Here is a 4734-nt window from a genome sequence, read left to right on the forward strand (position 1 = left end):
ATGAGCGGCCGATTGTGTGCTGCTCGCGCATAGACGTGGGGCGCCAACCCTCAGCCGCCCCGTGAGCGGGTCCTCGACCAAAGCGCACCTAAGGTTGGCGTCGGTTGTGCAGCGCTCGGCCCAGCGGCGGACCAGTCGGTCCACGCGCTTCAGGCTGGTCGGCAGACTGGCATCGGGGTCGGCTACCACAAGGCACATCGCCTCGCCGACAGGAAGGTGTCCCTGAACGGGCGGCGCTATGGGACAGAGGGCGGCTTCGAGGACACCGTCGGGGCGCCTGCCCTCCCGTTCGGACATTGGCAGCCGTGGCCGCGCGCTGACCGTAGGGTGCGCCCGTGACCCGGGTTTGCTTCGCCGGTGTGACCGGCTGGACCGCACCGCCCATCCTGGCCGCCCTCGACGCCGCGGATGACCTGATCCTGACCGCGGGGGTGTCCCGGTCCGCCGCCGGGCAGAAGCTGTCGCAGGTCACGACGTCGACCAGCGACGCGAACGTCTACGCCACCGTCGCCGACGCTCTCGACGCCAGCGAGGTCGACGTGCTGGTGGACTACACCAGCGCAGCCGCGGTCAAGGGCAACGTTTGGACCGCCGTGCGCTCGGGCGTGCACACGGTCATCGGCTCCAGCGGGCTGACCGCCGACGACTACACAGCCTTGGACCGACTCGCCCGCGATCAGGGCGTCGGCGTGATCGCCGCCGGAAACTTCTCCATTCAGGCCGCCGTGCTACAGCAGGCAGCGATGTTCGCCGTCGCGTACCTCGACCGCTGGGAGATCATCGACTATGCCAGCGCGGCAAAGCCCGACGTGCCCAGCGGCACCGCCCGTGAACTCGCCGAGACCCTCGGCGCGGTACGCATGCCGATCTCGGCGGTCCCGGTGGCGGATCTGTACGGCCCGCCCGAAGCGCGCGGCGCGGGGGTGGCCGGTATCCGCGTCCACTCCGTCCGGCTGTCCAGCTTCGCGGTCAGCACCGAGATTGTCTTCGGCGGCACCGGCGAGCGGCTGGTCATGCGCCACGACACCGGCGAGACCCCGGATCCCTACGTCGGCGGCACCCTGCTGTCCATCCGCCGGGTGGCCGAGACTCCCGGCGTCCGTCGCGGACTGGGCTCACTGCTGTTCGAGTAGGCCAGTCCACATCATTGCCGGGCGGGGGTGACGGGGCCAGCTCGCTTGGAGGACGGCTTCAAGGACACCACGTGCACGATGCGGACCGCTGGTCAGACTTGGGGGTCCCGTCTCACTGCCTTGCGGCGCTCATGAGCGATGCTGGCAAGTTGAGCGGTGGCTAAGAAGGCCATACCAACCGCCGTCCACCAGAGGCCCATGACGGCCGCAACCAGGCTCATCGAGACGAAAAGAGCGATCAACCACCAACGGACTGGGCTACGCCACGACGGCCGCTGCATGTACCGGGAGCTAGGGGATCCACCCGAGCCGCCCGGCTCACGAGGGTGCTGTCACCCGATTGGTGCAGCCCCTCTCAGGTGTCCCTGCGAGGGACGTCTGAGGACAGCCGATGCGCTGCAGCCGCATTCCCGGCCGCTCCGCAGGAGGAAACATTTTCTTGACAAGTCACGCGCCGCTGACACCCGGCGACGGCTCGGTCGACGGACCACTCTGCGACGCACGCGAAGGGGCGGCCCGCCACTGCGCCCGCCACTCGGGAGCCTCCCACCCCTCGGCGACGTAGATCGTCTCGCGTGCCACCTTGCCGTCTCGAAACTCGTAGATGGCAGGGCCGTAGAGCCACGGCCCGTTCTCATAACGGGCCCTGATCTCTACCACCCAATGGTCCCCTTCACCCTGCAGGCGAACGATCTCGAGCGTGACGTCAGTCGGGTAGATCCGCCGCCACTCACGAAAGTTCTCCACTCCCTCGAACCGCTCACCCGACTGCGGGAACTCCAGGACCGCATCCTCCAGGTAGATCTCGCTGGCACGGTCCTCGTCACCGGCCGAGCTGCAGTCGATGTAGTGCTGTAGCGCCGCCCGGACGGCCCCCTCGTCCATCGTCTCCACGCCCCTCGGAACGCGCGTCGCAAGTCGACTGATGACGGCGCCCAACGCTACCGGTGCCGCCCGAATCGTAGAACCGATGTCTGCTCGTTCCGGCTGGCCGGGCTGCTCGCTCCAGACGTGATCTGGCACGGTCGCTGTCCACTGATGACCGTGCTGGCGGCGCAGCGCCCTAGACGAGTAAGTCCAAACGGCCCGGAGAATCACAGGGCTGTAGTTGAAGGGCGGAGGGTGCTGTCGCTGGGCGTGCGTTCCGAGGCCCGCTGGCTGCGACTGGTGCCCCGGGCCCCTGCCCGGCGCGTTCCCGTATCTGCCCGGCCAGTCGGGCTACAACAAGCGGCTGCGCGCGGCCCTGCCGCTGCTGCAGCGGCTGATCCGGGTGCTGGCCACCGACACCGACCTGTGGACCGATCCGGTGTGGCTGGTCGAGTGGGCCGTTCAAGGACGCCAGCGCTTGCTGCCCGAACGGCTGCGTCACTGACACGCCTCCGCGAGCAGACAGGTGGCAGCGCTATCGCTGCTGCCGGCGGGCGATCAAGACGAGCGCGCCCAGTACCACCAGGATGGGCGCCCACGAGGGCAGCCCGAACGGCCCGATCAGGAGACCCACCACGAACAGCACCAGCTGGAAGGCGACCCAGAACGTCACCGCCATCGCCACCCAGAAGAGCAGCGGCCTCTCCATCTGCATCCGGCGCAGGTAGTCCATGACATCTCCCCCGTTGTGCGATTCAGTCTGTGAAGTGACGATGTGCGCAACGTCGCTGCTGGTCGTGCACATCGGCATCGGCGGCGCTTGACTCAAGTGCAGCGTTCGGCCGCATGGCCGCATTCCGCTTCCCTCAGCCTTCCAACCGAACCGCGCGGCTCAACCGCTCCGGACGATGGAGCGGAACGTTGCCGAGCCTTTTGACCACATGTCCTGACGTTCGAGCAGGGCGTTGAACAGCACTCATGTCGTTGGCCGGTGATGGTCACGCATGACAGGACCCGACCGTCTTGCGGACTTCTGCGGACTGAGCGCCGGCTCGCCGCGGGCGACGACGTCGGATATCGCCCGCCCAGTGCCCGGCCTCGCCAGTGGCTCCCGTGCCCGTGGAGCGTGGGTCAACGACCAGCCGCCACCTTCCCCAGCGGGCTCGCGGTGGCGTCGTCGACGCGGTCGACCAAGAAGGGCAACTCGCCGCAGAGCCCGGCCGGCGTCTCTCCGCCCCTGCCCCACGGTCCACCCTGGACGTGCACAGCCGCGGTATGGACGCCTTTGAACGCCGGCTCACCGGTCGCTGCAGCGGCTTCACGACCACCACGGCGTGGCTCGGCAGACCGTCCCGGTGCGGCTGCCAGCGACGGAACTCAGGAAGGCCAGCGGATCTCCACTCGGGTCCAGGTGACCTCCAGCCGACCGGGCACCGCCCACGTCCCCGCGCGGCCGTCCACCGGAGCACCGGCGAGCTGCGATGCCACTCGTCCGGCCACCTCGACCGCCTTGGTGGCCGCGAGAGCGCTGATCGCGAGCGCCGAGGCGGTGAGCACCGGTCCGGCGGTGGCCATGCGCGCCAGGGTTGGGATGAGCGCGCGTGACGCACGCGGTGCTGGGTTGTCCCAGGCGCGGCGGTACGGGACTGCAGCCCCGTCCCTGCCGACGATTGCGTCGGGCTCGACCGGTCGCTGGTCCGTCATCGCGTCCTCCGTCCGTGACACCCAGTTCATTGTCACCACTGGACTGCCCATCGCAAAGGACCAGCACGGCAGCTGGTCGATGGCAGCGCAGCTCGACGTCACCCGAACCTGCCCGGGCTGCCCGCGAGGCACGGCCAGCGCCTGGCCGCGTGGTCCCACGCGAGCAGCTCGCCTGCAGTTCGGTCATGACCCGTCCGGGTGTACTGGTCGCGACTGGCCGTCGGGGTATCGATCCGTGGGAGTCTCCGGAGATGAAGGTCTGCCACCGGCAAGTCAAGCTGGCCAGATACGGACTGATCGACGTTCACGTGTACGGCTACGCGGACGGTGGTTACGTCGCGAAGCCGAGCAGCCGGCTCCCCTTGCCGGTGACACAGGCGCCGCTCCCCGATGAGCCCCAGGCCAGGAGTGCCGAGGCGGCTGTCGATTCGCTGCGCCGCGCCCTCGACCGCGCCTGATCTTGGCCCGGGTGCCGATTCCCGTCACTGCCAGGCCGTCATGATCACGTTCGCGACTGCGCGCCACCGTGCGGAACAAGCCCCGGGGCAGCGGCTTCGCGTTCCCACAGGCTGTGGCGGACAAGGCAGAACGACCCCTGAGGCGTCCAACCGGCAACCACAGGTGCAACCGCGGGTGCAGGGTTGTCAGCAGGGCTCAGCCGACCGTGGAAATGGCGGCATCGACGCACGCAGCGATGTAGCGGGACGGTCGTCTACCTCGCATGTGAAGGTCCGACCTCCGCGTCGCCTGCCCCTCGGGCCGCCACGTGCGGCCTGCGGTCACAGTCGGCCTCTTCTCCGGTCCTCCTCCAGTTGGCCTCCTAGGTTGTCGGGATGCGCGTGCTCGTGACGTTCGCCGGCGGAACGGGGCACTTCTTGCCGACCCTGCCCTACGCGCGGCAGCTGCGTGCGCGCAGCCACGAGGTCCGCTACGCCTGCCAGCAGGCGATGCTCGCCGTGGTCCAGGCGGCCGGGTTTCCCGCCGTGGACACCGGGGGCGCGACTCTGCTGCCACCCGACGAGCAGCGACC

At 69.1% G+C, this 4734-nt stretch carries 5 protein-coding genes and 2 pseudogenes; 4 read left to right on the plus strand and 3 right to left on the minus strand.

Going from position 1 to position 4734, the window contains the following annotated elements:
* Positions 1-335: 335 nt before the first annotated feature.
* Positions 336-1133 (plus strand): 4-hydroxy-tetrahydrodipicolinate reductase, encoded by a 798-nt coding sequence (gene dapB, locus VN520_RS19940; RefSeq protein WP_325748287.1) that lies wholly within the window; start codon positions 336-338, stop codon positions 1131-1133.
* Positions 1134-1580: 447 nt separating this feature from the next.
* On the opposite strand, the gene VN520_RS19945 is transcribed toward dapB, so the two are convergent.
* Positions 1581-2018 carry a nuclear transport factor 2 family protein gene (locus tag VN520_RS19945; RefSeq protein WP_325748291.1) on the minus strand — a complete coding sequence of 146 codons (438 nt, stop codon included), beginning with the start codon at positions 2016-2018 and terminating at the stop codon, positions 1581-1583.
* Positions 2019-2264: 246 nt separating this feature from the next.
* On the opposite strand from VN520_RS19945, the pseudogene VN520_RS19950 reads away from it, so the two are divergent.
* Positions 2265-2454 (plus strand): annotated as a pseudogene (locus tag VN520_RS19950) (IS982 family transposase); the annotation flags it as partial.
* Positions 2455-2535: 81 nt separating this feature from the next.
* Here VN520_RS19950 and VN520_RS19955 read toward each other — a convergent pair.
* Positions 2536-2733 (minus strand): hypothetical protein, encoded by a 198-nt coding sequence (locus tag VN520_RS19955; RefSeq protein ID WP_325748288.1) that lies wholly within the window; start codon positions 2731-2733, stop codon positions 2536-2538.
* A 644-nt stretch (positions 2734-3377) separates the two neighbouring features.
* The gene (locus tag VN520_RS19960) at positions 3378-3704 is read right to left on the minus strand and encodes a hypothetical protein (RefSeq protein ID WP_325748289.1); all 327 of its coding nucleotides are present in this window, start codon (positions 3702-3704) and stop codon (positions 3378-3380) included.
* Positions 3705-3889: 185 nt separating this feature from the next.
* Here VN520_RS19960 and VN520_RS19965 point away from each other — a divergent pair, with 185 nt between their 5' ends.
* Together VN520_RS19965 and VN520_RS19970 are read left to right on the plus strand one after the other, a co-directional pair.
* Complete coding sequence (locus tag VN520_RS19965; protein WP_325748290.1) at positions 3890-4162, plus strand: hypothetical protein; 273 nt, start codon at positions 3890-3892, stop codon at positions 4160-4162.
* A gap of 375 nt (positions 4163-4537) precedes the next feature.
* A pseudogene (locus tag VN520_RS19970) lies at positions 4538-4734 on the plus strand (hypothetical protein); the annotation flags it as partial.

This window comes from Streptomyces sp. (genome assembly GCF_035563135.1).
Lineage (GTDB): Bacteria > Actinomycetota > Actinomycetes > Streptomycetales > Streptomycetaceae > Streptomyces.

Bases quoted from the DNA above. Each gene is read 5' to 3' on its own strand.
- VN520_RS19945 (WP_325748291.1), bottom strand. From the start codon at position 2,018: ATGGACGAGGGGGCCGTCCGGGCGGCGCTACAGCACTACATCGACTGC.
- VN520_RS19955 (WP_325748288.1), bottom strand. From the start codon at position 2,733: ATGGACTACCTGCGCCGGATGCAGATGGAGAGGCCGCTGCTCTTCTGG.
- VN520_RS19960 (WP_325748289.1), bottom strand. From the start codon at position 3,704: ATGACGGACCAGCGACCGGTCGAGCCCGACGCAATCGTCGGCAGGGAC.
- VN520_RS19965 (WP_325748290.1), top strand. From the start codon at position 3,890: ATGACCCGTCCGGGTGTACTGGTCGCGACTGGCCGTCGGGGTATCGAT.